At 70.5% G+C, this 22,857-nt stretch carries 22 protein-coding genes and 1 tRNA gene; 15 read left to right on the top strand and 8 right to left on the bottom strand.

Annotation, left to right across the window (positions count from 1 at the left end; all coding sequences use genetic code 11):
* Nucleotides 1-198: 198 nt before the first annotated feature.
* A complete protein-coding gene (locus tag IE311_RS00320) occupies nucleotides 199-858 on the bottom strand; it encodes a TetR/AcrR family transcriptional regulator (protein WP_189829449.1) in 660 nt (219 codons plus the stop codon).
* A gap of 117 nt (nucleotides 859-975) precedes the next feature.
* Here IE311_RS00320 and IE311_RS00315 point away from each other — a divergent pair, with 117 nt between their 5' ends.
* Both IE311_RS00315 and IE311_RS00310 read left to right on the top strand, forming a co-directional pair.
* Complete coding sequence (locus IE311_RS00315; RefSeq protein WP_189829448.1) at nucleotides 976-2,601, top strand: MFS transporter; 1,626 nt, start codon at nucleotides 976-978, stop codon at nucleotides 2,599-2,601.
* 135 nt (nucleotides 2,602-2,736) lie between these two features.
* Nucleotides 2,737-3,111 carry a peptidase inhibitor family I36 protein gene (locus IE311_RS00310; protein WP_189829447.1) on the top strand — a complete coding sequence of 125 codons (375 nt, stop codon included), beginning with the start codon at nucleotides 2,737-2,739 and terminating at the stop codon, nucleotides 3,109-3,111.
* Here the strand turns inward: IE311_RS00310 and IE311_RS00305 are convergent.
* Together IE311_RS00305 and aceE are read right to left on the bottom strand one after the other, a co-directional pair.
* Nucleotides 3,092-3,886 carry a potassium channel family protein gene (locus tag IE311_RS00305; protein WP_189829446.1) on the bottom strand — a complete coding sequence of 265 codons (795 nt, stop codon included), beginning with the start codon at nucleotides 3,884-3,886 and terminating at the stop codon, nucleotides 3,092-3,094. The genes IE311_RS00310 and IE311_RS00305 overlap by 20 nt on opposite strands.
* 145 nt (nucleotides 3,887-4,031) lie before the next feature.
* Nucleotides 4,032-6,764, bottom strand: a complete 2,733-nt coding sequence (gene aceE, locus IE311_RS00300; RefSeq protein ID WP_189829445.1) for a pyruvate dehydrogenase (acetyl-transferring), homodimeric type — start codon at nucleotides 6,762-6,764, stop codon at nucleotides 4,032-4,034.
* A 417-nt stretch (nucleotides 6,765-7,181) separates the two neighbouring features.
* Here aceE and IE311_RS00295 point away from each other — a divergent pair, with 417 nt between their 5' ends.
* The 6 genes from IE311_RS00295 to IE311_RS00270 all read left to right on the top strand — a co-directional run bounded on the left by IE311_RS00295 (nucleotide 7,182) and on the right by IE311_RS00270 (nucleotide 11,597).
* Nucleotides 7,182-7,604 carry a DUF3052 domain-containing protein gene (locus tag IE311_RS00295; RefSeq protein ID WP_189829444.1) on the top strand — a complete coding sequence of 141 codons (423 nt, stop codon included), beginning with the start codon at nucleotides 7,182-7,184 and terminating at the stop codon, nucleotides 7,602-7,604.
* Nucleotides 7,605-7,724: 120 nt separating this feature from the next.
* Nucleotides 7,725-8,183, top strand: a complete 459-nt coding sequence (locus IE311_RS00290; protein ID WP_189829443.1) for a peroxiredoxin — start codon at nucleotides 7,725-7,727, stop codon at nucleotides 8,181-8,183.
* A 161-nt stretch (nucleotides 8,184-8,344) separates the two neighbouring features.
* A complete protein-coding gene (locus tag IE311_RS00285) occupies nucleotides 8,345-8,920 on the top strand; it encodes a TerD family protein (RefSeq protein ID WP_026058190.1) in 576 nt (191 codons plus the stop codon).
* 82 nt (nucleotides 8,921-9,002) lie between these two features.
* Nucleotides 9,003-9,578 (top strand): TerD family protein, encoded by a 576-nt coding sequence (locus tag IE311_RS00280; protein WP_189829442.1) that lies wholly within the window; start codon nucleotides 9,003-9,005, stop codon nucleotides 9,576-9,578.
* Nucleotides 9,579-9,607: 29 nt separating this feature from the next.
* Entirely contained in the window at nucleotides 9,608-10,756 is a 1,149-nt protein-coding gene (locus tag IE311_RS00275) for a DUF475 domain-containing protein (protein WP_189829441.1), read from the top strand.
* 103 nt (nucleotides 10,757-10,859) lie between these two features.
* The gene (locus IE311_RS00270; RefSeq protein WP_189829440.1) at nucleotides 10,860-11,597 is read left to right on the top strand and encodes a TerD family protein; all 738 of its coding nucleotides are present in this window, start codon (nucleotides 10,860-10,862) and stop codon (nucleotides 11,595-11,597) included.
* A gap of 15 nt (nucleotides 11,598-11,612) precedes the next feature.
* Here the strand turns inward: IE311_RS00270 and IE311_RS00265 are convergent, their stop codons facing one another.
* Nucleotides 11,613-12,539, bottom strand: coding sequence for a TerD family protein (locus IE311_RS00265; protein WP_189829903.1), 927 nt, complete (start codon nucleotides 12,537-12,539; stop codon nucleotides 11,613-11,615).
* A gap of 177 nt (nucleotides 12,540-12,716) precedes the next feature.
* On the opposite strand from IE311_RS00265, the gene IE311_RS00260 reads away from it, so the two are divergent.
* The 3 genes from IE311_RS00260 (at nucleotide 12,717) to IE311_RS00250 (ending at nucleotide 17,377) form a co-directional block, all read left to right on the top strand.
* Nucleotides 12,717-13,913, top strand: a complete 1,197-nt coding sequence (locus tag IE311_RS00260) for an HpcH/HpaI aldolase/citrate lyase family protein (protein WP_189829439.1) — start codon at nucleotides 12,717-12,719, stop codon at nucleotides 13,911-13,913.
* An 18-nt stretch (nucleotides 13,914-13,931) separates the two neighbouring features.
* A complete protein-coding gene (locus IE311_RS00255; protein ID WP_189829438.1) occupies nucleotides 13,932-16,397 on the top strand; it encodes a phosphoribosyltransferase in 2,466 nt (821 codons plus the stop codon).
* Nucleotides 16,398-16,561: 164 nt separating this feature from the next.
* Nucleotides 16,562-17,377, top strand: a complete 816-nt coding sequence (locus IE311_RS00250; protein ID WP_189829437.1) for an HAD family hydrolase — start codon at nucleotides 16,562-16,564, stop codon at nucleotides 17,375-17,377.
* A gap of 37 nt (nucleotides 17,378-17,414) precedes the next feature.
* Here the strand turns inward: IE311_RS00250 and IE311_RS00245 are convergent, their stop codons facing one another.
* The 3 genes from IE311_RS00245 to IE311_RS00235 form a co-directional block, all read right to left on the bottom strand.
* Complete coding sequence (locus IE311_RS00245) at nucleotides 17,415-17,627, bottom strand: FmdB family zinc ribbon protein (protein WP_189829436.1); 213 nt, start codon at nucleotides 17,625-17,627, stop codon at nucleotides 17,415-17,417.
* A 222-nt stretch (nucleotides 17,628-17,849) separates the two neighbouring features.
* Entirely contained in the window at nucleotides 17,850-19,259 is a 1,410-nt protein-coding gene (locus IE311_RS00240) for a coiled-coil domain-containing protein (protein ID WP_189829435.1), read from the bottom strand.
* A gap of 77 nt (nucleotides 19,260-19,336) precedes the next feature.
* The gene (locus IE311_RS00235) at nucleotides 19,337-20,107 is read right to left on the bottom strand and encodes a DUF4097 family beta strand repeat-containing protein (RefSeq protein WP_189829434.1); all 771 of its coding nucleotides are present in this window, start codon (nucleotides 20,105-20,107) and stop codon (nucleotides 19,337-19,339) included.
* A 310-nt stretch (nucleotides 20,108-20,417) separates the two neighbouring features.
* On the opposite strand from IE311_RS00235, the gene IE311_RS00230 reads away from it, so the two are divergent.
* The 4 genes from IE311_RS00230 to IE311_RS00215 all read left to right on the top strand — a co-directional run bounded on the left by IE311_RS00230 (nucleotide 20,418) and on the right by IE311_RS00215 (nucleotide 22,253).
* A tRNA-Val gene (locus IE311_RS00230) sits at nucleotides 20,418-20,492 on the top strand.
* A gap of 171 nt (nucleotides 20,493-20,663) precedes the next feature.
* Nucleotides 20,664-21,254 carry an SMI1/KNR4 family protein gene (locus tag IE311_RS00225; protein ID WP_189829433.1) on the top strand — a complete coding sequence of 197 codons (591 nt, stop codon included), beginning with the start codon at nucleotides 20,664-20,666 and terminating at the stop codon, nucleotides 21,252-21,254.
* A 44-nt stretch (nucleotides 21,255-21,298) separates the two neighbouring features.
* On the top strand, nucleotides 21,299-21,589 hold the full coding sequence (locus IE311_RS00220; RefSeq protein ID WP_189829432.1) for an Imm32 family immunity protein: 291 nt from the start codon (nucleotides 21,299-21,301) through the stop codon (nucleotides 21,587-21,589).
* A 64-nt stretch (nucleotides 21,590-21,653) separates the two neighbouring features.
* Nucleotides 21,654-22,253 carry a DUF4231 domain-containing protein gene (locus tag IE311_RS00215; RefSeq protein WP_229901644.1) on the top strand — a complete coding sequence of 200 codons (600 nt, stop codon included), beginning with the start codon at nucleotides 21,654-21,656 and terminating at the stop codon, nucleotides 22,251-22,253.
* A gap of 102 nt (nucleotides 22,254-22,355) precedes the next feature.
* Here the strand turns inward: IE311_RS00215 and IE311_RS00210 are convergent, their stop codons facing one another.
* Nucleotides 22,356-22,805 (bottom strand): lamin tail domain-containing protein, encoded by a 450-nt coding sequence (locus tag IE311_RS00210; RefSeq protein ID WP_189829431.1) that lies wholly within the window; start codon nucleotides 22,803-22,805, stop codon nucleotides 22,356-22,358.
* Nucleotides 22,806-22,857: the final 52 nt, after the last annotated feature.

Here is a 22,857-nt window from a genome sequence, read left to right as displayed (position 1 = left end):
TTCCACGGGCCGAGGCCGCGGCCTCGGGGGGCCGGTTCACGGGCCGGAGGCGGAGCTTCGGCCGTGACCGGTTCCACAGGTTGCCGGTTCCACACGGCGTCGGTTCGACAGGGCACTGGTTCTGGGGCACCGGTTCTGCGGGGCGACGGTTCTGGTGAGCGCCGGCGATGGCGTGCGGGGCTTCGGCGGGAGCCGGTTCTACAGGGCTCCGTGGCCGCTCTCGCCGGAGCGGGCCCGCCAGCTCGGGGCGAGGGCCGGGCCGAGGTGGTCGAGATACTCCTCGGTGAGGGAGCGGATGGCCTCCAGGCTCTGGTCCGTACCCCGGCCCCACAGCTGGCCCGTCACCCGCATCACGCCGCTGAACGCCGCCACCGCGATCCTGGGGCGTGGGTCCACGTCCATGTCGAGGCCCTCGCGGCCGGCGATGATCCCGGCGATCGTCTCCTCCATCTCGGTGGAGCGGCGCAGATGGACGGCGAGCAGCGCGGGTGTCGACTCGATCGTCTGGAGACTGCGCAGATACAGCTCGACCGGCACCACCTCGACGATGGCGTCCCCGATGGTGTCCCAGGCGCAGAGCACGGCGTTGCGCATCGCGTCGAAGGGGCCTTCGCCCGGCGGCCGCTGCCGCAGGGCCTCGAGGAAACGCTCCTCCACCATCTGCTGGACGGCGAAGGCCACCTCCTCCTTGGAGGAGAAGTACCGGAAGAAGGTGCGCTGCGAGACCTCGACGGCGTCGACGATCTCGTCGACGGTCGTCCGCTCGTACCCCTGGGTCGTGAAGAACTCGAGGGCCACCCGGGTCAAGGTGTCGCGCGTGCGTTGCTTCTTCCGCTCACGCAGGCCGGGCAGGGTCACGTCGGAGTCCTCTTTTCAGGCATTTCGTCCAGCTCAGCGTACCTGTGAGCTACGTGACAGTTACCGACGTGTGAATGGCTTTGTCAATTGTCAGTGACTGTCAATATCCTCGTTCGCATGACTAGTCAGACCACAGTGGAAAAGGCCCCGCAGGGTCAGGGGGGCGTCCGGGAACCCGTCCCGGTCCCGGCGAAGGGACTGCGCGGCCACCCCTGGCTGACCCTGTTCGCCGTGGCCGCGGGCGTGATGATGGTCGCGCTCGACGGCACGATCGTCGCCATCGCCAACCCCGCCATCAAGGACGACCTCGGAGCCTCCCTCGCCCAGGTCCAGTGGATCACCAACGGCTATCTGCTCGCGCTCGCCGTCGCCCTGATCACCGCCGGCAAGCTCGGTGACCGCTTCGGCCACCGGCAGACCTTCCTCATCGGCATCGCCGGCTTCGCCCTCGCCTCCGGAGCGATCGGCCTCTCCGACTCCATCGGGGCCGTGATCGCCTTCCGTGTCCTCCAGGGCCTCTTCGGCGCTCTGCTGATGCCGGCCGCGCTCGGCCTGCTGCGCGCCACCTTCCCCGCCGAGAAGCTGAACATGGCCATCGGCATCTGGGGCATGGTCATCGGCGCGTCCACCGCCGGCGGCCCGATCGTCGGCGGTCTGCTCGTCGAGCACGTCAGCTGGCAGTCCGTCTTCTTCATCAACGTGCCGGTGGGCGTCCTCGCCCTCGTCCTCGGCCTGATCATCCTCAAGGACCACCGCGCCGAGAACGCGCCGCGTTCCTTCGACGTCTTCGGCATCGTGCTGCTCTCCGGCGCCATGGCCTCCCTCGTCTGGAGCCTCATCAAGGCCGGCGAGTCCTGGGGCTGGTCGAGCGGCAGGACCTGGGGCTGTCTGCTCGGCGCGGTGCTGCTCTTCGTGGTCTTCGCCGTGTGGGAGACCAAGGTCAAGGAGCCGCTCATCCCGCTGGCCATGTTCCGCTCCGTGCCGCTCTCGGCCGGTGTGGTGCTGATGGTCCTGATGGCCTTCGCCTTCATGGGCGGCCTGTTCTTCGTGACCTTCTACCTCCAGGGCGTGAAGGGGCTCAGCCCGGTCGACAGCGGTCTGCACCTGCTGCCGCTGACCGCGATGATGATCGTCTCCTCGCCGCTGGCGGGTGCGCTGATCACCAAGTTCGGCCCGCGGGTGCCGCTGGTCGGCGGCATGGTCTGCACGGCCGTCGCGATGTTCGGCATGATCACGCTCTCCTCCGGGACCGGCACCTTCGTGATGTCCCTCTGGTTCGCCCTGCTCGGTCTCGGGCTCGCCCCGGTCATGGTCGGTGCCACCGAGGTCATCGTCGGCAACGCGCCGCTCGAGCTCTCCGGCGTGGCCGGCGGCCTGCAGCAGGCCGCGATGCAGGTCGGCGGCGCGCTCGGTACGGCGGTGCTCGGTGCCGTCATGTCCTCCAAGGTCGCCGACTCCTTCGAGCCCAACTGGGTCGCCGCCGGCATCCCGACCCCGGCCGACCCGCGGCTGGAGCAGGCCGCCGAGTTCGGCATGGCCCCGCCGGAGCTGGCCCAGGCGCCGGGGATGACCCCCGATGTCCTGGAGCGGATCACCGGCGTCATCCACGACACCTTCCTCGACGGCATGGGCCTGGCCTTCACCGTCGCCGGTGTCGTCGCCGTCGTCGCGGCGCTGGTCGCCACGCTCACCAAGCGCGGCGAGAACGCGGAGGCGGGCGGCATGGGCGGCGGTCACATCTGAGGTACTGAGCTCTGTCGGGGTTCCCGTAGGGGGCCGTCACCCGTTCGCGTGAACGGGGGCGGCCCCTCTTCCGTCGGCGGGTGACCTCCGCCATGCTTTTGATTACAGAGAGTAATCAAGCGGGGGTTCATCAGCATGTACGTGTATACGAAGACCGCACTCGTCGTCGCGGCCGTCCTGAGCGCTTGCCTCGCGGCCCCGGCGGCGGCCGTACCGACCGCGACCGCGCTCGGGGCCTGCGGGCCGGGGCGGCTCTGCCTCTGGCCCAAGCCCGACTTCAAGGGCAGGGCGCAGAGCCACGAACTGGCCACGACCGACGTCGACAGCTGTGTCGCGCTGCCGCCGGGCACCTCGGCCCAGTCCCTCGCCAACCGCACGGGACGGCCGGTCACGACGTACCAGTCGGCCGAGTGCGCGGAGGCGGGGGAGTTCGAGACCTACCCGGGGCGTGGGACCTGGGTGCCGCAGACGCCCTACGAGGTCAGAGCGTTCAAGATCTGGGAGCGATAGGGGCGGGGACGCCCGGCGCGCCGTCGGGCGCGGTGACCGGACCGGAGGCCGGGGCGGGGGATTCCGCTGTGGGCGAGAGCCGGGCGACCTCGGCGCGCAGTTCGCGGACCTCCCGGGTCAGCGCCTCCAGGAGCTCGGTCTGCCGGCGCTCCACCGCGTCGTCCCGCTCGAAGCGGGAGATGAACCAGGCCGCGATGTTGGCGGTGACGACACCGAGCAGGGCGATGCCCGAGAGCATCAGGCCCACCGCGAGGACCCGGCCGAGGCCCGTGGTCGGGGCGTGGTCGCCGTAGCCGACCGTGGTCATCGTGGTGAAGGACCACCAGACCGCGTCCCCGAGCGTCTTGATGTTGCCGTTCGGGGCGTCCCGCTCGACGTGCAGCACGGCCAGCGAGCCGAACATCATCAGCCCGACGACCGCGCCCGCCACATAGGTGGTGAGCGTTATCTGCGGGGCCATCCGGGCCCGCCGGCCCACCAGGAGGAGCGTGGAGACGACCCGCAGCAGCCGCAGCGGCTGCACCATCGGCAGCAGGACCGCGAGCAGATCGAGGGGGTGGGAGCGGATGAAGGCCCAGCGCGCCGGCGCGAGCACCAGCCGGACCAGATAGTCGACGGCGAAGGCCGCCCAGACCGCCCACTCGACATGGGTGCACAGCCGGTGCACCCAGGGTGCGGCGCCGGGAGCCACGATCGGCACGGCGTAGGCGACGCCGAACGCCACGGCCAGCACGAGCAGCGGCATCTGTGTGCGTTCTTCCCAGCGATCCTTCATGCGGGGAATCGTAGAGAACGCCGAAGGGCGGCGAGACCGTGGTCCCACCGCCCCTCACCAGGCACTCCGTGCTACCGGGCAGCCGCCCCGGGCGCCGTCCGGTGTCGCCGGAGAACCGCCCGGGGCCACCTGTCGGGCTGCCGGATCAGGCGTCGCCGCCCGCGGCGCCCGGGTCGGCGGCCGCCACGTCGAGCAGCTGGTAGCGGTCCACGGCCTGCTTGAGGACCGAGCGCTCGACCTTGCCCTCACGCGCGAGCTCGGTCAGCACCGCCAGCACGATCGACGGGGCGTCGATGTGGAAGTAGCGACGGGCCGCGCCCCGCGTGTCCGCGAAGCCGAAGCCGTCCGCGCCCAGCGAGCTGTACGTGCCCGGCACCCAGCGGGAGATCTGGTCCGGCACCGCGCGCATCCAGTCCGAGACCGCCACGAACGGACCCTGGGAGCCCCGGAGCTTGCGCGTCACGTACGGGACGCGCTGCTCCTCGTCCGGGTGGAGCAGGTTGTGCTCCTCGACGGCCACGGCCTCACGCCGCAGCTCGGTCCAGGAGGTCGCGGACCAGACGTCGGCCCGGACGTTCCACTCCTCGGCGAGGATCCGCTGTGCCTCGATCGCCCACGGGACGGCGACACCGGAGGCCATGATCTGCGCCGGGATCGTGCCCGCCTCGGCCGGCTTGAAGCGGTGGATGCCCTGGAGGATGCCCTCGACGTCGACGTTCTCGGGCTCGGCCGGGTGCTGGATCGGCTCGTTGTAGACCGTCAGGTAGTAGAAGACGTCCTCGGCCTCGGAGCCGTACATACGGCGCAGACCGTCCTTGACGATGTGCGCGATCTCGAAGCCGAACGCCGGGTCGTAGGCGATGCAGGCCGGGTTGGTCGAGGCCAGCAGGTGCGAGTGGCCGTCCGCGTGCTGGAGGCCCTCGCCGGTCAGCGTCGTACGGCCGGCGGTGGCGCCGAGCACGAAGCCGCGGGCCAGCTGGTCGGCCATCTGCCAGAACTGGTCGCCGGTCCGCTGGAAACCGAACATCGAGTAGAAGACGTACACCGGGATCAGCGGCTCGCCGTGCGTGGCGTACGCCGAACCGGCGGCGATCAGCGAGGCCGTGCAGCCGGCCTCGGAGATGCCGTCGTGCAGCATCTGGCCGGTCGGCGACTCCTTGTAGGCGAGGAGGAGTTCGCGGTCCACCGCCTCGTACTGCTGGCCCAGCGGGTTGTAGATCTTGGCGCTCGGGAAGAAGGCGTCCATGCCGAAGGTGCGGTACTCGTCGGGGGCGATCAGCACGAAGCGCTTGCCGATCTCCTTGTCCCGCATGAGGTCCTTCAGGATGCGGACGAAGGCCATCGTGGTGGCGATCGACTGCTGCCCGGAGCCCTTCTTGGCGGCCGCGTAGGTCTTGTCGTCGGGGAGGACCAGCGGCTTCGCCCGCACGACGCGGGTCGGGACGTACCCGCCCAGCGACTTGCGGCGGTCGTGCATGTACTGGATCTCCTCGGAGTTCCGGCCCGGGTGGTAGTACGGCGGGAGGCCGTCCTCCAACTGCCGGTCGGTCACCGGGATGTGCAGCCGGTCGCGGAAGCGCTTGAGGTCGTCGACCGTCAGCTTCTTCATCTGGTGGGTCGCGTTGCGGCCCTCGAAGTTCGGGCCGAGCGTCCAGCCCTTGACGGTCTGGGCGAGGATCACGGTCGGCTGGCCCGCGTGGGCCTTCGCCGCCGCGTACGCCGCGTAGATCTTCTTGTGGTCGTGACCGCCGCGGCCCAGGTGCAGGACCTGCTGGTCCGACATGCCCTCGACCATCGCCCGCAGCCGGTGGTCGTCGCCGAAGAAGTGGTCGCGGATGTAGGCGCCGGTCTCCGTGGCGTACGTCTGGAACTGGCCGTCGGGGGTGGTGTTCAGCCTGTTGACCAGGATGCCGTCGCGGTCCTGCGCGAGCAGCGGGTCCCAGGAGCGGTCCCAGATCAGCTTGATGACGTTCCAGCCGTTGCCCCGGAAGATCGACTCCAGTTCCTGGATGATCTTGCCGTTGCCGCGCACCGGGCCGTCGAGCCGCTGGAGGTTGCAGTTGACGACGAAGGTGAGGTTGTCCAGGCCTTCGCGGGCGGCGATGGAGAGCTGGCCGAGCGACTCGACCTCGTCCATCTCGCCGTCGCCGAGGAACGCCCAGACGTGTGACGCGGAGGTGTCGGCGATCCCGCGCGCCTCCATGTAGCGGTTCATCCGGGCCTGGTAGATCGCGCCGAGCGGGCCGAGGCCCATCGACACGGTCGGGAACTCCCAGAAGTCCGGCATCAGCCGAGGGTGCGGGTAGGACGAGAGCCCGTTCGGGAACTTCGACCTCTCCTGGCGGAAGCCGTCGAGCTGCGTGTCGTTCAGCCGGTCCAGGAGGTACGCGCGGGCGTAGATGCCGGGGGAGGCGTGCCCCTGGAAGAAGATCTGGTCGCCGCCGTCGCCCTCGTCCTTGCCGCGGAAGAAGTGGTTGAAGCCGACGTCGTACAACGAGGCCGAGGAGGCGAAGGTCGCGATGTGGCCGCCGACGCCGATGCCCGGACGCTGGGCGCGCGAGACCATGACGGCCGCGTTCCACCGGGTGGCGTTGAGGACCTTGCGCTCGATCTCCTCGTTGCCGGGGAAGAAGGGCTCGTCCTTGGTGGCGATGGTGTTGACGTAGTCCGTGCTGCGCATCTCGGGCACGGCCACACGCTTCTCGCGGGCCCGCTCGATCAGTCGGAGCATGAGGTAGCGGGCCCGCTCACGGCCCCGCTCGTCGACGGCCGCGTCGAGGGAGTCGAGCCATTCCTGGGTCTCTTCCGGGTCGAAATCCGGGACCTGGCTGGGAAGGCCGCCAATGATGATCGGGTTGCGATCGGATCCGGGAGCCACGCTCTTCCTTCGCTGTTCGGTGGTGCCCACGGGGCCACGAAGTGGTCGGGATGTCCATCGTGTACCCCGCGTGCGCCAGACGTCACATTTACCGAGGGGTAACCCCCAGCGGTGTCCTCCACGTGTCTGGGTGCGGTCAAATCGCAACCTTACGCTCAACCCGCGCATGCGTTTCGTCCGGGCGTTCGGCAGACTGAAACCTCAGAAGTCCTCAAACCAGGATGAATCATGTGTGCCCGATCACGGAGCGGGAGCCTACGGTGCCGGAAGTTGCGGCGAGACGGCCCCAAACGTCACCGTTTCGGCGGTCTCCACGGCCGGGTACTTGCGCGATCCACCCCGGCACGTGTGGACTACGGCCAGCGCCGCGCGCATACGCGCGGCCCAAGCATTTACCGAATGAGCAGGAGGCAAGCCGTGAGCGCGACCGCGGACCACGCGGAGGAGCGGACCAACCCGGCCGGAAGGCTGGGGTTCGAGCCCGGACAGGTGGTCCAGGAGATCGGCTACGACGACGACGTCGACCAGGATCTCCGTGAAGGCATCGAGTCCATCATCGGGGCCGAGCTCGTGGACGAGGAATACGACGACGTCGCCGACGCCGTCGTGCTCTGGTTCCGCGACGAGGACGGCGATCTCACCGATGCCCTGGTGGACGCCATCGGTCTTCTGGAGGACGGCGGCACCATCTGGCTGCTGACGCCCAAGACCGGACGTGACGGCTACATCGAGCCGTCCGACATCAACGATGCCGCGCAGACAGCTGGTCTCTCCCAGACCAAGAGCATCAGCGTCGCAAAGGACTGGACGGGCACCCGCCTGACCGCCCCCAAGCGCTGATCACCACGCTGCGAGAAGCCCCCGCCGGTTCGCCGGCGGGGGCTTTCGTGCACAGGCCGTAGGGTGGGGTTCACCGATTCGGCCCAAGGTCAGGGGCCCCGTCGAAGGGATGCGTACGCGATGGCGATCGAGGTCGGTGCCGAGGCCCCGGATTTCGAGCTCAAGGACAATCACGGGCGCACCGTGCGACTCTCCGACCTCCGGGGCGAGAAGAACGTGGTGCTCGTCTTCTACCCCTTCGCCTTCACCGGCGTCTGCGCGGGTGAGCTCGGGGAGCTGCGCGACAACCTGCCGACGTTCGTCAACGACGACACCCAGCTCCTCGCGGTCTCCAACGACTCCATCCACACCCTGCGCGTCTTCGCCGAGCAGGAGTCCCTGGAGTACCCGCTGCTCTCCGATTTCTGGCCGCACGGCGAGACCTCCCGCGCGTACGGCGTCCTCGACGAGGAGAAGGGCTGCGCGGTGCGCGGCACCTTCGTCATCGACAAGGAGGGTGTGGTCCGCTGGACCGTCGTCAACGCCCTGCCGGACGCCCGCGACATCGGCGAGTACATCAAGGCTCTCGACGCCGTCTGAGCCCCGCGAAGCCGGGCTCAGGAGGCCTTCTCGGGCCCGACACCCGGATTCACCGGGCGAATCGACTGTTTCGACCGGGAACCCGTCACTAGGATCCAGTCGTTGATCCGATGCCAACGCACGACTCGGGGCGCTGCCCCTGGAAACGTATGGAGGGACTCGTGGGAGTCAGCCTCAGCAAGGGCGGCAACGTCTCGCTGACCAAGGAGGCCCCTGGCCTCACCGCCGTGACCGTCGGTCTGGGCTGGGACGTCCGCACCACCACCGGTACGGACTTCGACCTCGACGCCAGTGCCATCCTGGTGAGCGAGGAGGGCAAGGTCCGCAACGACCAGGACTTCGTCTTCTTCAACAACCTGAAGAGCGCCGACGGCTCCGTCGAGCACACCGGTGACAACCTCACCGGTGAGGGCGAGGGCGACGACGAGCAGGTCAAGGTCAGCCTGGCCACCGTGCCGGCCGATGTCGCCAAGATCGTCTTCCCGGTGTCGATCTACGACGCCGAGAACCGCCAGCAGTCCTTCGGCCAGGTGCGCAACGCGTTCATCCGCGTCGTGAACCAGGCCGGCGGCGCCGAGATCGCCCGGTACGACCTCTCCGAGGACGCCTCGACCGAGACCGCCATGGTCTTCGGCGAGCTGTACCGCCACGGAGCCGAGTGGAAGTTCCGTGCCGTCGGCCAGGGCTACGCCTCGGGTCTGCGCGGCATCGCGCAGGACTTCGGCGTCAACGTCTGAGCCGAACCGTTCGAACCGTCCGGCGCCGCACACCGAGTGCGGCGCCGGACGTGCCTCATCACCACCGGGGAGGAACCGCATCATGGGCGTCACGCTCGCCAAGGGAGGCAATGTCTCCCTCTCCAAGGCCGCACCCAACCTCACCCAGGTCCTCGTGGGTCTCGGCTGGGACGCGCGCTCCACCACCGGAGCCCCCTTCGACCTCGATGCCAGCGCGCTGCTGTGCCAGGCCGGGCGGGTGCTCGGGGACGAGTACTTCGTGTTCTACAACCAGCTGCGCAGCCCCGAGGGGTCCGTCGAGCACACCGGCGACAACCTCACCGGCGAGGGTGACGGGGACGACGAGTCCCTCATCGTGGACCTCTCCCGGGTGCCGGCCCATTGCGACAAGATCGTCTTCCCGGTCTCGATCCATGACGCCGACAACCGGAGCCAGAGTTTCGGCCAGGTCAGCAACGCGTTCATTCGTGTCGTGAACCAGATGGACGGTCAGGAACTCGCCCGCTACGACCTCTCCGAGGACGCTTCCACCGAGACCGCGATGATCTTCGGCGAGCTCTACCGGTACAACGGCGAATGGAAGTTCCGTGCGGTCGGCCAGGGGTACGCGTCCGGGCTTCGGGGCATCGCTCTAGACTTCGGGGTCAACGTTTCGTAAAGCCATGTAATTTCACGATGGGGTAGACAGTGGTTCTGAAAACCTTCGGCTGGTCGTTCGCCATCACGGCGCTCGGGCTGGTCGCAGCGGTGTTCTACGGAGGGTGGGAGGCGTTCGGGATCGTCGCGATCCTCTGCGTCCTCGAGATCTCGCTGTCCTTCGACAACGCGGTGGTCAACGCCGGAATCCTGAAGAAGATGAATGCCTTCTGGCAGAAGATCTTCCTCACGATCGGTGTGCTCATCGCCGTCTTCGGCATGCGACTGGTCTTCCCCGTCGTGATCGTCGCGATCAGCGCCAAGATCGGCCCCATCGAGGCCGTCGATCTCGCTCTCAACGACGCCGAGCGCTATGAGCAGCTCGTGACCGACGCGCACCCGTCGATCGCGTCCTTCGGCGGAATGTTCCTGCTGATGATCTTCCTCGACTTCATCTTCGAGGACCGGGACATCAAGTGGCTCGGCTGGCTGGAGCGCCCGCTGGCCAAGCTCGGCAAGATCGACATGCTCTCGGTCTGCATCGCCCTGATCGTCCTGGCGATCAGCGCCATGACCTTCGCGACCCAGGCCCACCAGCACGGCGGCACGCACATCGACGCGGCGTCGACCGTCCTGCTCTCGGGCGTCTTCGGTCTGATCACCTACCTCGTCGTCGGCGGTCTCTCCAGCTTCTTCGAGAACAAGCTGGAAGAGGAGGAGGAGCGCGAGCACGAGGCCGAGGAAGAGGCCCGGCGCAGCGGCAAGAAGGTCACCGTGGTGCAGCTGGCCGGCAAGGCCGCCTTCTTCATGTTCCTGTACCTGGAGGTCCTCGACGCCTCCTTCTCGTTCGACGGTGTCATCGGCGCCTTCGCCATCACCAACGACATCGTCCTGATGGCACTCGGCCTCGGTGTCGGCGCCATGTACGTCCGTTCGCTGACGGTCTACCTGGTCCGCCAGGGCACCCTCGACGACTACGTCTACCTGGAGCACGGCGCGCACTACGCGATCGGCGCCCTGGCCCTGATCCTCATGGTCAGCATCCGGTACCAGATCCCCGAGGTCGTCACCGGTCTCATCGGTGTCGCCCTCATCGCCTGGTCCTTCTGGTCCTCCGTCCGGCGGAACAAGCGGCTCGCCGCCGCCGAGGGCGGGTCCGGTTCCCCGGGCAGCAAGACCGAGGTGACGTCCGGGGTGTGACACCCCCGGCAATGAGGAACGCTTCACTGCGGGGCGGCCGGTGCACCCGGCCGCCCCGCAGGCATGTGCGCGGTGTTTTCGATCAGTGGGGGGTGAAGGCGCCATGGCCTTCTGGGACAACCTGTTTCCGGCGAGGACGGCACAGTTCGACTCGGGCAGCGCCGCGTCGAACACGATCGATCTGACGAAACGACGCCCGTCGGTGTCGCTCACCAAGCAGGGCGCCGCCACCGGCAACCTGCGGGTGAACCTCTCCTGGCGGATGCGGACCTCCGACCTGGAGGGGCGCTCGCGGCAGAGCGGCCGGCTGCTCCGCAACCCCTCCCAGCTCTTCAAGCCGGAGGTCGTCCAGGCGCACACCCAGGGCATGGTCAACGTCGACCTGGACCTGGGCTGCCTCTACGAGCTCGCCGACGGCAGCAAGGGCGTGGTGCAGCCGCTCGGCGGCTTCTTCGGCGACCTGAACGCAGCTCCGTACGTGAAGCTCAGCGGCGACGACCGCTTCGGGGGGTCCTCCGGGGAGACGGTCTTCGTCAATCTGGACCACAAGGACGAGATCAAGCGGCTGCTGTTCTTCGTGTACATCTACGACCAGACGCCGGCCTTCGACCGTACGCACGCCAAGATCACGCTCTACCCGAGCAACGGGCCCCGGATCGAGATCGAACTCGACGAGCGCGCCCCGCAGGCCCGCTCCTGCGCGGTCTTCTCCGTGGAGAACGCCAAGGGTGATCTGATCGTCCGCCGCGAGGTGCGCTTCGTGTACGGCTTCCAGGCCGAGCTGGACCGGTTGTACGGCTGGGGTCTGCAGTGGGGGCGCGGCTACAAGACCAAGGCGTAGCCGTTGCCCACCTCCTCAGGACCGGACGAACTGGGGACCCATGGGGGGCATCCGGAACTCCGGAGCCGGGTTCTGCTCGGGGGCGGTCACCGGCTGCGGGTACCCGTACGCGGGGGCCGGAGTGTGCACCGGCTGTCCCGCCGGGCCCTGCGGCGCGGCGGGTGTGCCCTGCGGGTAGCCGTAGGCGGGCGCCCGGTCGGGCATGGGCGGCGGCATCGTCGGCTGCGGCGGTACGGGGGCGTGGACGACGGTCAGGTCGAGGTCGGAGGAGCCGGCGGCGGGCGTGGGGGCCGCCACGGCCTCCTGCGGCTCCTGGGAGCCCTCCTGGGCGTCCGGCGCGCCCGGGGCCCGGTGCGGGGTCTCCCGGCCGTCCTGGGCGTCCTGGGTGTCCTCGTCGACCGAGATGCCGAAGTCGGTGGCGAGGCCGATCAGGCCGGTGGGGTAGCCCTGGCCCACCGCGCGGAACTTCCAGGTGTCCCCGCGCCGGTACAGCTCGCCGCAGATGACCGCGGTCTCCTCGCCGGTCTCCGCCGTCACGGAGAACAGGGCGAGCGGCTCGGCGTCGGGTCCGGCCGTGGCGTCGTACAGCAGGATCCGCAGGTCGGAGACGGACCGGAAGGTGCCGCCGTCGGAGGAGGCGGCGATCACCACGCGGTCGATCGAGGCGTCCATGGCGGCGAGATCGGCCTCCACGGTGTCCGTGAGGCCCTTGGAGTCCCGCTTCTTCGGGAGTCGCCGCACCAGGCCCGAGGGGTGGCGCGGCTGGTTGTAGAACACGAAGTCCTCGTCGGACCGCACGCGGCCGGAAGGCCCCAGCAGCAGGGCCGAGGCATCCACGTCGGGGACCCCGGAGCCCGGGGTCCAGCGGAGCACGGCCCGTACGGCCGCGGTGTCGAGAGGGACGTTGGAGCCCTTCAGCATCGCGTGCGTCATGACCGTAATCCTGCCCTCCCGTCGGACCGGGGGACAACGCGGGGGCGACACCGATACCGGGCCGAGACGACGGATGCTGACGAGTTACCTGAATTTCATACGCTCGGGGAACTGCGGACACCCGCATCTACGTACTATTACCGGCCACATGTCCTCAGGGTCCAGAGAGGTAGACGGGGTACTCATATGCGTCATTTCGGGCACATCCCGTCCGCGACACGGGCCGGCCTGTTCCATCGCGAACCGGCCGTGTTCACGGCGGATTCGCCCGCCCGCACGCTCGCCGTGGCCCTCGGGGCCACGCTCTACAGCCCGGCCACCCGGCCGAGGCTCGCCGACGACGTGCGCAAGCAGGTGGCCCGTGGAGTGGTCTCCATGGTGCTCTGCCTGGAGGACTCCATCGGCGACGCCGATGTCGAGGCCGGCGAGGACAACCTCGTCCGGCAGTTCGCCGACCTCGCCGCCGGGACCGTGACGGACGCCGACACCGCCACGGACACCCCCGCCGACGTACCGCTGCTCTTCATCCGGGTCCGCGAACCGCGCCAGATCACCGACCTCGTCGACCGGCTCGGAGAAACGGTCCGCCTGCTGTCCGGATTCGTACTGCCCAAGTTCACCGAGGCCCGGGGACACGCCTTCCTCGAAGCGCTCACCCGGGCCGAGCGGACGAGCGGCCGGCGCCTCTTCGCCATGCCCGTCCTGGAGTCCCCCGAACTCCTCCACCTGGAGACCCGGGCCGAGACCCTCGCCGGCATCGCGTCGATCACCGACAAGTACCGCGACCGCGTCCTCGCCCTGCGCCTCGGCGTCACCGACTTCTGCTCCGCGTACGGACTGCGCCGCTCGCCCGACATGACCGCCTACGACGTCAAGATCGTCTCCCATGTCATCGCCGACGTCGTCAACGTCCTCGGCCGCTCCGACGGCACCGGCTTCACCATCACCGGCCCCGTCTGGGAGTACTTCCGGCTCGGCGAGCGCATGTTCAAGCCGCAGCTCCGCCGCAGCCCCTTCCTGGAGGGCCGCGCCGAGGACCTGCGCACCGCCCTCATCGAGCACGACCTCGACGGACTGCTGCGCGAGATCGAACTCGACCGGGCCAACGGTCTGCTCGGCAAGACCTGCATCCACCCCACCCATGTGGTGCCGGTCCACGCGCTCTCCGTGGTCAGCCACGAGGAGTGGAGCGACGCCCAGGACATCCTGCGGCCGGAACGGGGCGGTGGCGGAGTGCTCCGCTCCGCGTATACGAACAAAATGAACGAAGTGAAGCCGCATCGCGCGTGGGCCGAACGCACCCTTCTGCGCGCCGAGGTCTTCGGCGTCGCCAAGGAGGACGTCGGCTTCGTGGATCTGCTCACCGCCGGACTTGCCGGCTGACGAAGGGACGTCGACGACGTGGTGTGGACCGGAACGTGGGTCGCGGAGCGACTGGGCGTCGAACTGATCGGCGACGAGGAGCTACCGGCCCTGTTGGGCCTCGCACTGCGTCGCAACCCCAAGCGGGCGCATCTGCTGGTCTCCAGCGTGCTTGGCAAGCACGTGCCCCAGCGGCCCTCCGTGGTCCACGGCTCCGGCCTCGACCTCGGCCGGCGCGTCCGGGCCCTCCTCGGTGACGAGGAGGCCGCCCGCTCCGTCGTCCTGGGCTACGCCGAGACCGCCACCGCCCTGGGCCACGCCGTCGCCGACGGCCTCGGCCTCGCCCCGTACCTCCACTCCACCCGGCGACCGGTGGACGGGGTCGCCCGCGCGGGCGGCTTCGAGGAGTCCCACTCGCACGCCACCTCCCACCTGCTGCTGCCCGAGGACGCCAAGCTCCTCGCCGGCGACGGGCCGCTGGTTCTCGTCGACGACGAGTTCTCCACCGGAAACACCGTCCTCAACACCGTCCGGGCCCTGCACGAGCGCTACCCGCGCGACCGGTACGTCGTCGTCGCCCTCGTCGACATGCGCTCGGCCGCCGACCTCGGCCGCCTGGACGCCTTCGCGGCGGAGATAGGCGCCCGCGTCGACCTCATATCCGGCGCCGCCGGCACCGTGCACCTCCCCGAAGGGGTCCTGGAGAAGGGCCAGGCGCTGGTCGCGGCGCACGAGGCGCCGTACGTGCCCGCCGCCCCCGCGCACGGCCCCGCCGCCGTCCGGGTCGCGCTCGACTGGCCGGAAGGCCTGCCCGACGGCGGCCGGCACGGCTTCACCCCCGACCACCGGGAACGGCTCGAGACGGCCCTGCCCGCCCTCGCCGACCGCGTCGGGCAGGCGCTCGACGGCGCCCGCCGCACCCTCGTGCTCGGCTTCGAGGAGCTGATGTACGCGCCGCTGCGCCTCGGCACCGCCCTGGAGGACGCCGGACACGACGTCCGCTACTCCACCACCACCCGCTCGCCCGTCCTCGCCGTCGACGACCCCGGCTACGCGATCCGCACCAAGCTCGTCTTCCCGGCCCACGACGACCCCGCCGACGGCCCCGGCGAGCGCTACGCCTACAACGTGGCCGGCGCGGGCTTCGACGCCGTCGTCCTCGTCGTCGACTCCACCGCCGACACCCCGGCCCTGCACGCCCCGGACGGCCTGATCGCCCAGCTCGCCGCGCACATCCCGCGCGTCGTGCTCGCCGTCGTCCCCTCGTACACGCCCACGGCCGCGCCGTACTCCCCGTACGACGCCACGCCCCAGGTCACCGAAGCTCCCGAAAGGAGCTCCATGCTGCCCGAGCCCCTCCGCGGCCCCGCCTTCTCCTCGTACGCACCCGAGGAGGTCGGCTGGCTGCTCCAGGACCTCTCGGACGTCGAGCTCGAGGCGCCCACCGAGGAACGCGAGGAAGCCATCCAGAGCGGCGGCGCGCACTACGCCGAGTCGCTCCCCGTCGAGTACCAGCCGAGCGACCGCTACCAGGAGCTCTTCCACGCCGCCCTGGAGACCTCCGCCGCCCGGATCGCCCGCGCCGTCGGCACCGTCACCGAGACCGTCCTCGCCGAGCGGCCCGGCCGCCGCCCCGTGCTCGTCTCGCTCGCCCGGGCCGGCACCCCCGTCGGCGTCCTCATGCGCCGCTGGGCACAGGCCCGCCACGGCCTCGACCTCCCGCACTACGCCGTCTCCATCGTGCGCGGCCGCGGCATCGACGCCAACGCGCTGCGCTGGATCGCCGCACACCACGACCCGGCCGACGTCGTGTTCGTCGACGGCTGGACGGGCAAGGGCGCCATCACCCGCGAACTCGCCGACGCCATCGAGGAGTTCGAGGCGACTGAGGGCATCACGGGCTTCGACCCGGAGATCGCGGTCCTCGCCGACCCCGGCTCCTGCGTCCGCACCTACGGCACCCGCGAGGACTTCCTCATCCCCTCCGCCTGCCTCAACTCCACGGTCTCCGGACTGATCTCCCGCACCGTCCTGCGCGCCGACCTCGTCGGCCCCGACGACTACCACGGCGGCAAGTTCTACCGCGAGCTCGCCGGAGCCGACGTCTCCAACGACTTCCTCGATGCCGTCGCCGCCCGCTTCGACGAGGTCGGCGCGGCCGTCGACACCGACGTCAAGGAACTCCTGGCCGCCGACCGCACCCCGACCTGGGAGGGCTGGGCGGCCGTGGAGCGCATCAGCGAGGAGTACGGCATCCACGACGTCAACCTGGTCAAGCCCGGCGTCGGCGAGACCACCCGCGTCCTGCTCCGCCGCGTCCCCTGGAAGATCCTCGCGAGGCGCGGCGCCGACGCCGACCTCGCACACGTCCGCCTGCTCGCCGAACAGCGCGGTGTACCGGTCGAGCTGGTCGACGAACTCCCGTACAGCTGCGTCGGCCTGATACACCCTCAGTACACAAGGGGTGCGACAGGCGTCGACGGCAAGGCGGTGGTGTCCCAGTGAGTACGACCCCGGCGAGTACGACGGCTACGAGTACGGCGGCCGCGAGTGCGGCGGCAGAGAGCACGGCGCCCGCGCGTACGACCGCCGCGAGCGCGACGCCCGCGACCGCGGTGACGATCCCCACGAGTACGGCCCTCGCGAGCGAGCCCCCCGCGGCTACGAGGGTGGCCCCGGCCTCCGTCCTCGTCGCGAGCGACCTCGACCGCACCCTGATCTACTCGTCCGCGGCCCTCGCCCTCGGCATGCCCGACGCCCAGGCGCCCCGGCTGCTCTGCGTCGAGGTCCACGAGTCCAAGCCGCTCTCCTACATGACCGAGGACGCGGCCGACCTCCTCGCGCAGCTGACCGGCGAAGCCGTCTTCGTCCCCACCACGACCCGGACGCGCAAGCAGTACCAGCGCATCCAACTCCCCGGCACCGCACCGAAGTACGCGATCTGCGCCAACGGCGGACACATCCTCGTCGACGGCGTCACCGACGCCGACTGGCACGCGTCGGTACTGCGCCGGCTCGCCGAGGAGTGCGCGCCGCTCTCCGAGATCCGCGCCTACCTCACCGCGACCACGGACCTGTCCTGGGTGCGCAAGCACCGCGTCGCCGAGGACCTCTTCGCCTACCTCGTCGTCGAGCGGGAACGACTCCCCGAGGAGTGGCTGGCGCGCTTCGGCGCCTGGGCGGAGGAACGCGGCTGGACGGTCTCGCTCCAGGGCCGCAAGGTGTACGCCGTACCGAAGCCGCTCACCAAGAGCGCGGCCGTCCGCGAGGTCGCCCGCCGCATCGGCGCCACGCTCACGCTCGCCGCCGGGGACTCCCTCCTCGACGCCGACCTGCTGCTCGCCGCGGACCGGGCCTGGCGGCCCGGCCACGGCGAACTGGCCGACAGCGACTGGACCGCCCCCCACCTCGACGTCCTCGCGGAACGCGGGGTCGCGGCGGGGGAGGAGATCCTGCGCCGCTTCCGGGCGGCCGCCGCGGTGTGACACCGCCTACGGCCGAGCCCCTCGTGGGCCCGAGCGGTCAGCCGCAGCCGCCTCCACCGCAGCAGCCACCGCCCCCGCCGCCGCTCGGCGCGGGGGCGGCGGCCGAGCCGCCGACGGCCACGGCCGAGAGCAGCTTCACGGTGTCGTCGTGCCCGGCGGGGCAGGAGGCGGGATCGGAGGACTCGGCCATCGGACGGCTGAGCTCGAAGGTGTCGCCGCAGGTGCGGCAGCGGAATTCGTAACGAGGCATGGGAACAGGCTAGAGCCTGTGGGCCCGGACGGGCAGAGACCCGGGTGGCGCGCCGCCCCGGGGCCGGGCGGCGGCCCGGCCCGCACGGGGAACCGGGAGCCTCACCGCGAACGACGGGCGGCGCCGCGCTCCGGCATCCGCTGCCCCGGCTCCACAGGCGGCGCCGGCTCCGCCCGCCCCACCTCTCATGGGGCGGCGCTGGCATTCGCGCCCGCCCCCACCTCAATGGGCGGCGCCGCGTTCCTCCCGTATCAGGCCGACGACGTGCGCGGCCGAGGCCCGTACCCCCTCCAGCTCGGTCAGGAAGTGCCAGTAGTCGGGGTGGCGGCCCTCCAGGGCATCCACCGCGCGGTCGAGCCGGGCGACGGCCTCGTCGAGGGGCCGGGCGTGGCGGGGGTCGGGGGTGTTCCGCCCGTCCATCGCGAGGCGCTGGGCGTCCCGTACCGCGAACCGGGTCCGGTCGATCTCCGCCTTCGGGTCCTTGGCGACGGCGTCCAGCCGGCGCAGCCGGTCCCCGGCGGCCGAGACGGCCTCGTCGGTGGAGTCGAGCAGCGCGCGGACGGTGGAGAGCAGCGAGGTCGCGTCCGGCCAGCGCTGCTCGGCGCGCGCCCTCCCCGCCTCGGCGAGCCGTTCCTCGGCCTGCCGGAGCGTGGCGGTGGCCTGCTCCGGTACGTGCTGGAGGTCCTGCCAGCAGGGCGCGGTGTAGCGCCGCCGCAGCTCCGAGAGGACGGGCTCGACGTGCTCGGTACGGGTGGTGAGCGCCTCGGTGCGGGTACGGAGGGAGACGAGACGCCGGTCGATCTCGGCGGCCCGCTCGGGCAGCCGCTCGGCCTCGGCCCGTACGGCCTCCGCGTCGCGCAGCACCCGGTCGGCCCGCTGGAGGGTCTCGGGAACCCCGTGCCGGCCCGCGCCCTCGTTGAGCCGCGTGAGCTCGGGCCCGAGGGCGGCGAGCCGGGCGGCGAGATCGTCGGCGCGCAGCCCGCTCTCCCGTACGCCGTCGAGGGCGCCGCTCGCGCCGCGCAGGGCCTGCCGGGCGCGCTCGACGGCGGGGGCGAGGCGGGCGAGCTGGGTCTCGGCGCTCCCGAGCAGCGGCCCGAGGCCCTCCTCGAACCGGTCGAGCTCGCCCTTCACCCGGTCCAGCTCCTCCTTGGCGCGGGTGAGTTCGGCGCGCGCGCGGCTCGCGGTCGCCGCGTCGAGCTCGTCGCGGTCGAGGTCGTGCGCGTCGACGGCGCCGATGTAGGTGTGGCTGACCTCGTCGATCCGGCGGCCGAGGGCGTCGAAGCCCTCGACGGCCCGGCGCGCCTCGGGGGAGCTGTCGACGGCGGTGATGGTCTCGATGGAGATGCGCAGCCCGCGCTGGGCGGTGTCGAGCTCGTAGAAGGCCGCGGCGGCGGCGTCCTTGGCGGCCTGCGCCTCGGCGCGCTGACTCTCGCCGCGTCCCCCGAACCAGCGACGGGTGCCGCCGCCGGCGAAGGCGTGCGGCAGCAGGGCGCCGACGAGCAGGGGCAGGGCGAGGGCGAGCCGGAGTCCGGAAGGCGCCCGCCGCGGCCCACCGTCGGATCGGGTCTCTCCCCGCCTCGGCGCGTCACGACGTCGAACGCCGCCCGCCCCCCTCGCGTCGCTCGCCGCCACGTACCTCTCCCGTGCTGTGTCCGCCGTGCCCGGTCCGGTTCATTCTCCCACCCGGTAGGGACGAACACACGGGCCGGTCAGTTCGCCGTGAGGACGGAGACGTCACCGTTGTCGCTGCGGACGTTCACCGAGTGCCCGCTCTTCTCGCGGCGGGGGACGTCGATCCGGACGTCGCCGTTGTCGCTGGCTCCGGTCACCGCGTACTCGGCGGAGGGGAGGGAGAGGGTGACGTCGCCGTTGTCGGTGACGACGTCGACACGGCGCGGGACGGTGCCGAGGTCGACCCGTACGTCGCCGTTGTCGGACCGGACGAGGACCTCGGGCGCGGTGGTCCCGGCCTCGACGACGACGTCGCCGTTGGTCGAGCCGAGGTCCAGCGGACCGCCGGCCTCGCGCACGTGTACGTCGCCGTTGTCGGACCGCACCTTCAGCGGCGTGGCGAAGCCCTCGGCCCGCACGTCCCCGTTGTCGTCCTCGACGGTGACGGAGACGTTCCGGGGGACCTGGATCCGGTGGACGGCCTCGCAGTTGGAGGCGACGGCGTCGCAGTCGACCCGCAGGGTGAGCCGCCCGTCGACCAGCTTCCAGCTGGCGTCGGGCCCCGAACCCATGAACACCCACCCGTCGACCTGCCGCTCGACGCGCACGTCGTCGATGTCGGCGGGAGTGATCACGAGCCGGGAGTTGTCGGAGTCGACGGTGAGCGCGTCGCCGCCGAAGGCGAACGACTTCCGCTCGACGGGCGCGTCGTCGACATCGGCCGAACCGCACCCGACGAGCGTGAACGAGGCGAGAAGCACCCCGGCGGAGGCGAGCAACACCCGGAACGGACGACCTACGGCAGCCATGACGCGAAACCCCCACCAGATACAACGCGGACAGTCCCCCGAAACTAGGCCCCCACCCCCGTGCCCCACGATCCGGCGACCCACCGTCCCGGGGGTGGGGCTACCCCCACCGGGGTACCTGCCAGGCCCGTCCCGGGCATGGCTACGCCCCGGTCCCCTGCGGCCGCGAGGGGAACGGGACTCCCCTCCCCACCGGGGTATCCGTCCCGGGGGCGCCGGGCGCCGGGGCTCCGCACCCGCCCCACCGGGGTATCGAGGTATCGGTTTGCAGCACCCACCCGTCAGCCATGTAGGCTGTTGCCTCTTCCACGGGTGCGTAGCTCAGGGGTAGAGCGCTGCTCTTACAAAGCAGATGTCGGCGGTTCGAAACCGTCCGCGCCCACCAGTGCAAAGGCCCCCAGCCGATCATGGCTGGGGGCCTTTGGCATCCAGAACCGACATCGACGGCGATGGGTGACAGCGGTCGCACGGGAGCTGCCGTGGCGGATGACCAGCGACCCGTCCTCGTTGAGCGCACTCCGCGTGAGCCCGTTGGGGCGTCTCTTTCGGATCTTGCATGATGACCGGCATGAACACGGAAACTTGTGACCCGGCCGAGCTGGCCGTCCTTCGGGAGATCTTCGCGTCCCGTCCCGAGGTGGTGCCGCCTGCCGGGTGGGAGGCGGTGCGGGCCTTCGAGGTGGAGCACGGCATCGTGCTTCCGGAGCCGTATCGCACGTTCGTGGCGGAGGTCTGTGACGGGCTGCGCGCCGGACCGCCCTACTACGGTCTGCTGCCTCTCGCCCGGACGCCCTCGGACTGGGGCTCCGGTCGCAACGAGCGCCTGCTGGCCGAGCCCTTTCCGCTCACGTCTGCGTGGTTGTGGGAGGCGGAGGACGACGAGGAGGAGCTGTCGGTGGAGGAGTTCGAGGCCCGGACGGATCCGGTGTTCGACCACGGCTCGCTGCTGCTGGGCACCGACGGCTGCGGTATGTACTGGCATTTGATCGTCACCGGTCCGCAGCGTGGTCACGTCTGGCAGATCGCCGGCGAGGGCGCGATGCCGTTCGGTCCCGATTCCCCCGACGCCCTGATGCCGGGAACCCCTGGTTTCACCGGCTGGGCGACCCACTGGGCCCAGGGCCGATCCTGGTTCGCGGACGCTTAGGGCCCCGATCTCCGGAGTGTTCCCGTAGCGGCATCATGAGGTCCATGACTTCTGGAAACGGCTCGGCGCCGGTCGAGAGCACTCGCCTCACACACGTCGCCGACGGCACGGGGCTGCAGTTCGGCTGGGACGCCGACGCTCGGATCGAGGTGCGGAGCCTCGGGACCGAGGTCGTCATCGAGGCGAATGCCGCGGGGCTCAGGACGCTTGCCGGGCATCTTCTGGTGCTGGCCGGTGACGGAGTTCCGGATGGAGCCCACCTGCACCTCGAAGACGGCAACGGGCTGGAGGACGGGTCCGTCGGGCTGGTCCTCGAGCGCGATGACGACGAGTGAGCCGGTCCGTGTCGCCAGGGGTGGCGAGTTGACGTGCGCCTGACGGGGCCGGTGTACTCGCCGTATGGCTGAGGTGGGGGACGCGCCCGAACCCGGGGCGCAGAGCGGCGAGATGACGCCGCAGAGGTACATCGAGACGAGGCTCTCGCAGTATCAGGAGTGGTACGACACCAAGGCGACCCGGATGAAGGCGATGCATCTGCGGATGCGGACCGTCTCCGTCGTCGGTGGCGCGCTCGTTCCGGTGTTCGTGAATCTGGATCTGGCCTTCGCCCGGGTCACCGCCACCGTCCTGAGCGTGGTCGTCGTCGCCGCCGTGTCGCTGGAGAGCGTGTACCGGTACCGGGAGCAGTGGAAGAACTACCGGTCGACCGAGCAGCTGCTCGGGCACGAGCGGGTGTACTTCGAGACCAAGGTCGGGCCGTACCACAACCTGCCCAAGCGGCAGGCGTTCTCGACGCTCGTCGCCCGGGTCGAGAAGGCCATCGCCAACGAGAACTCCGCGACCCTGAACGTGATGACGCTCGGCGGGCAGGTCAGCACCGATGTGCAGCCGCAGGGGGTTCCGGCCGCCCGCTCGAGAGAGTCGGACGGGACGGGGAGTTCCGTGGAGGCCGGGGAGTCGGCCGCGTCGGGGCCGGCCGGGCCGGTCGCGCGGGGGTGAGGAGGCCCCGGGAGTGCCCGGGGCCGTCCTTGTGCCGACGGTCCGGTGTCCCGGCGTTCCGCTGATCCGGGGTTTCGCCGTTCCGTCAGGCCTGGTGCGCGGTCAGCACCACTTGTAGTCGACCCGCGTCGAGTTGTACGCGCACGTGTCGACCCGCGTGCCGTTCGACTTCTTCAGCGTCGCCGTGTCCCGGTCGTTGTTCCAGACGTACGCGCCGCGGTTCTGGTAGACGTTCGCCGTCGTGTTCGTGCCGCGGCCCGTGCGGACCGTCACGATCTTGCCCTTGCCGAGCGTGAAGTTCCCGAAGGTGTACTTGTGGTTGGCCGCGTCCGTGAGCGTCCAGCCCTTCAGGTTGACCGCCGCGCCGGTCGTGTTGCGTATCTGCACGTACTCGCCGTTGAGGCTCGTGTTCGAGCGGAGGTCCGAGCCGGGGCTGTCGTAGTAGATCTTGTACAGGTGGACCGAGCCGGCCGCCTGGGCCTGCGTCGGCAGGAGCAGGACGCCGGAGGCGGCGGCCGCGGTCACGGCCGCGAACGTGCGTGCGCGAAGCATGAATGTCCCTCAGTTTCTGCCGGACGCCCGCCGATGGGGCCCGGCGAGCACA

The sequence above is a fragment of the Streptomyces zaomyceticus genome, from assembly GCF_014656215.1.
In the GTDB taxonomy this organism is placed as follows: domain Bacteria; phylum Actinomycetota; class Actinomycetes; order Streptomycetales; family Streptomycetaceae; genus Streptomyces; species Streptomyces zaomyceticus.
Note: the sequence above shows the minus strand (reverse complement) of the source record. Positions and strands in the feature narration are given on the sequence as shown.

Bases quoted from the DNA above. Each gene is read 5' to 3' on its own strand.
- IE311_RS00310 (WP_189829447.1), top strand. From the start codon at position 2,737: ATGTACGTGTATACGAAGACCGCACTCGTCGTCGCGGCCGTCCTGAGC.
- IE311_RS00290 (WP_189829443.1), top strand. From the start codon at position 7,725: ATGGCGATCGAGGTCGGTGCCGAGGCCCCGGATTTCGAGCTCAAGGAC.
- IE311_RS00305 (WP_189829446.1), bottom strand. From the start codon at position 3,886: ATGAAGGATCGCTGGGAAGAACGCACACAGATGCCGCTGCTCGTGCTG.
- IE311_RS00280 (WP_189829442.1), top strand. From the start codon at position 9,003: ATGGGCGTCACGCTCGCCAAGGGAGGCAATGTCTCCCTCTCCAAGGCC.
- IE311_RS00235 (WP_189829434.1), bottom strand. From the start codon at position 20,107: ATGGCTGCCGTAGGTCGTCCGTTCCGGGTGTTGCTCGCCTCCGCCGGG.
- IE311_RS00315 (WP_189829448.1), top strand. From the start codon at position 976: ATGACTAGTCAGACCACAGTGGAAAAGGCCCCGCAGGGTCAGGGGGGC.
- IE311_RS00215 (WP_229901644.1), top strand. From the start codon at position 21,654: ATGGCTGAGGTGGGGGACGCGCCCGAACCCGGGGCGCAGAGCGGCGAG.
- IE311_RS00260 (WP_189829439.1), top strand. From the start codon at position 12,717: ATGCGTCATTTCGGGCACATCCCGTCCGCGACACGGGCCGGCCTGTTC.
- IE311_RS00220 (WP_189829432.1), top strand. From the start codon at position 21,299: ATGACTTCTGGAAACGGCTCGGCGCCGGTCGAGAGCACTCGCCTCACA.
- IE311_RS00245 (WP_189829436.1), bottom strand. From the start codon at position 17,627: ATGCCTCGTTACGAATTCCGCTGCCGCACCTGCGGCGACACCTTCGAG.
- IE311_RS00210 (WP_189829431.1), bottom strand. From the start codon at position 22,805: ATGCTTCGCGCACGCACGTTCGCGGCCGTGACCGCGGCCGCCGCCTCC.
- IE311_RS00225 (WP_189829433.1), top strand. From the start codon at position 20,664: ATGATGACCGGCATGAACACGGAAACTTGTGACCCGGCCGAGCTGGCC.
- IE311_RS00270 (WP_189829440.1), top strand. From the start codon at position 10,860: ATGGCCTTCTGGGACAACCTGTTTCCGGCGAGGACGGCACAGTTCGAC.